This window comes from Pseudomonas sp. K5002, assembly GCF_013386655.1.
GTDB lineage: Bacteria > Pseudomonadota > Gammaproteobacteria > Pseudomonadales > Pseudomonadaceae > Aquipseudomonas.
The window spans coordinates 1-2836 of record NZ_JACARK010000897.1 but is presented as its reverse complement, the minus strand read 5'-3'; the positions used below and the strand labels follow the sequence as shown (position 1 = coordinate 2836).

At 62.6% G+C, this 2836-nt stretch carries 2 protein-coding genes and 1 pseudogene; all 3 read right to left on the bottom strand.

Annotated elements, in window-relative coordinates; genetic code table 11:
* A pseudogene (locus HX846_RS30690) lies at positions 1 to 457 on the bottom strand (transporter); the annotation flags it as partial.
* A 69-nt stretch (positions 458 to 526) separates the two neighbouring features.
* Positions 527 to 1957, bottom strand: coding sequence for a glutamate decarboxylase (locus HX846_RS30685; RefSeq protein WP_087692662.1), 1431 nt, complete (start codon positions 1955 to 1957; stop codon positions 527 to 529).
* 189 nt (positions 1958 to 2146) lie between these two features.
* Positions 2147 to 2836: AraC family transcriptional regulator (locus tag HX846_RS30680; RefSeq protein ID WP_178966826.1), on the bottom strand; the 690-nt coding region annotated here is incomplete at its 5' end.

Sequence of the window (2836 nt, the reverse complement as noted above, 5' to 3'; positions counted from 1 at the left end):
GCACCACGCCCGAGGTAATCGCCTGTTCGGCGGAGCCAATCGCCGCCGACATGGTTTGCGAACCGGCAAGAATCCCGCCCGCCGCGCCCACCGGCAGGGATAACAGCCGCACGCCGAGCACCACGATACCCAGCCCGAGGAACGAGGACAGGATTGCCAGGAAGGTGAATTTCAGGCCATCACCCTTGAGACTGTTGATGAACGAAGGCCCGACCCGCAGCCCGACGCCGTACATGAACAGGTAATAAAACAGGCTCTTGGTAAAGTTATCGAGTTCGAAATGTACGCCGTAGTACGACGCCCACGTCGCAATCGCGCAGCCGATCACGATGGCCCCGGCCACCGCGCCCAGGCCATAACCCTTGATGGTGCCGCGCCCGACCCAGACGGACAGGCCAACCACCAGGAACAGCAGGATGTAGGGGTTGTCGTGCAGGAAAGTAAAGAAGGCAGTCACGATGATTCGTACCTGGCGATGCAACGCTAAAGGCACCGGGCCTCGAGGCCCGGTGAGTGTTCAGTGCGTTCAGTCGAGGTTCGGGGTGTCGGCCGGGATGACCGGGTCGGCGATGGCGCCATGGCTGAAGCTGGGGCCAGCGTCGGAATGCGCCACCGGGTTTTTCTGCAGGTGGGCAACGGCCTTGCGCAGGTCTTCCAGCAGCAACGCCACCAGGTCACGGCTCACGCCATGCCGTACGAGGATGCGCTGTACCACGACGTTCTGCCGATCGGACGGCAACGGGTATGACGCGATCTGCCAGCCGCGCATGCGCACGCGCTCCGACAGGTCGTAGAGGCTGAAGCCGTGGTCGACGCCGTCCTTGAGCTTGTAGCAGACCGCCGGCAGCCCATCCTTGCCGTCGTACACCAGTTCCAGCGGGGCAAACTTGGTGATTTCCGAGGCCAGCCATTGCGCCGTGTCGGAGCACGCTTGTTGAATCCGCGTGTAGCCGTCGCGCCCCAGCCGCAGGAAGTTGTAGTACTGGGCAATGATTTCCCCGCCGGGCCGGCTGAAGTTCAGGGCAAAGGTCGCCATGTTGCCGCCCAGGTAGTCGACGTAGAAGATCAACTCTTCCGGCAGGTCTTCGGTGGAGCGCCAGATAACCCAGCCGACGCCCAGCGGCGCCAGGCCGTACTTGTGGCCGGAAGCGTTGATCGACTTGACGCGCTCGATCACAAAATCCCATTGCAGCTCTTGCTGGATGAACGGGGCGATAAACCCGCCGCTCGCCGCGTCGACATGGATCGGGATATCCAGGCCGAGGTCACGTTGCATCGAGTCCAGCTCGGCCGCCAGGGCTGCGACCGGTTCGTAGATCCCGGTGAAGGTCACGCCCAGGGTCGCGACGACACCGATGGTGTTTTCGTCGCAATATTCCCGCAGGTCGGCCGGGCGCAGGCCCAATGCGTCACCGCGCAACGGCACTTCGCGAATTTCCACATCGAAATAACGGGCGAATTTCTTCCAGCAGATCTGCACCGGGCCGCACACGAAATTCGGTTTGTCGGTGGGCAGCCCCGCCGCTTCCCGGCGTTTCTTCCAGCTCCACTTCAGTGCCAGGCCGCCAAGCATCGCCGCTTCGCTGGAACCGGTGGTGGAGCAACCCACGGTTTGCCACGATTTCGGCGCGTGCCACAGGTCGGCAATGATGTGCACGCAACGGTTTTCGATCTCGGCCGTCTGCGGGTACTCATCCTTGTCGATCATGTTTTTGTCGAGGGCATCGGCCATCAACTGCTGCACTTCGGGCTCGACCCAAGTGGTGCAGAAGGTCGCCAGGTTCTGCCGGGAATTGCCGTCCAGCAGCAGTTCGTCGCGCACCAGGTTGTAGGCGGCCGACGGCGTGGTCGAGTGGTCCGGGAGGCGGTACTTGGGCAGTTTGTGCTGGGCGGAGCCACTCGAATAGACGTCTTCGATGGCTTGGTCCTGGGTCTCTACGGTTCTGTGAAGTGCCATGAAATCCTGCTCTTGAATGAGGGAAATGGCGTAGACGTTGATCGCGACAAATGCCGATCAGGCTGCGTCAGGAAACGAACGATGGAGCGGTGGCGCCGAATATCACACGCACGGCGGCGCAGGAAAGTGACCCAGATCATTAAAGGCGTGGATAAGCAGGCAAACGTGCCGGGGGTGCCTGGCAGTGACCTACTGGCTCAGTGCTTCGTTCAATATCAGGCTGCGATAGTGCCCGGGGTTGGAGCCCGACCACTTGCGAAACGCCTTGTAGAACGAGCTGGCATCGGCAAACCCCAGGCGGGTGGCGATCTCGGCAAAGCTGATGTCGGAATCGGCCAGCCAGACGATCGCCAACTCCTTGCGCACGCTGTCCTTGAGGCCTTGGTAGGTCTGCCCTTCTTCCGCTAGACGCCGGCGCAGGGTCGAGGCCGAGATGCACAGGGATGCGGCCAGGCCTTCGGTTTCCGGCCAGGTGTCGGCGGGCATGTGCCGCAGGTCGGTCTTGATGCGGGTGGCAAGGCTGTCCGGGTCGCGGTATTTGACCAGGATGTTGGCCGGCGCATGGGCCAGGAAGCGCTTGAGCTCCTCCGGGCTGCGCTTGATCGGCAGGTCGAGGCAGTCGGCGGAAAAGATCATCCGGGTACGCGGCCGGTCAAAGCGCAAGTTGTCGGAAAACATCACCTGGTAATCGTCGCAGAAGTCCGGCTGCGGGCAACGCAGTTCAATCGCCAGGATCGGGATCCGGCGCCCCGCCAGCCAGCAGGCGACGCCGTGGACGATCATCCAGTAGGCGAAATAGGTGAAGGCGCGCCTGGGTGCGGGCTCCGGCTCCAACAGTACGATTTCCGCCAGGCTCTGCTGGCGCACCAGTTGCGCCGG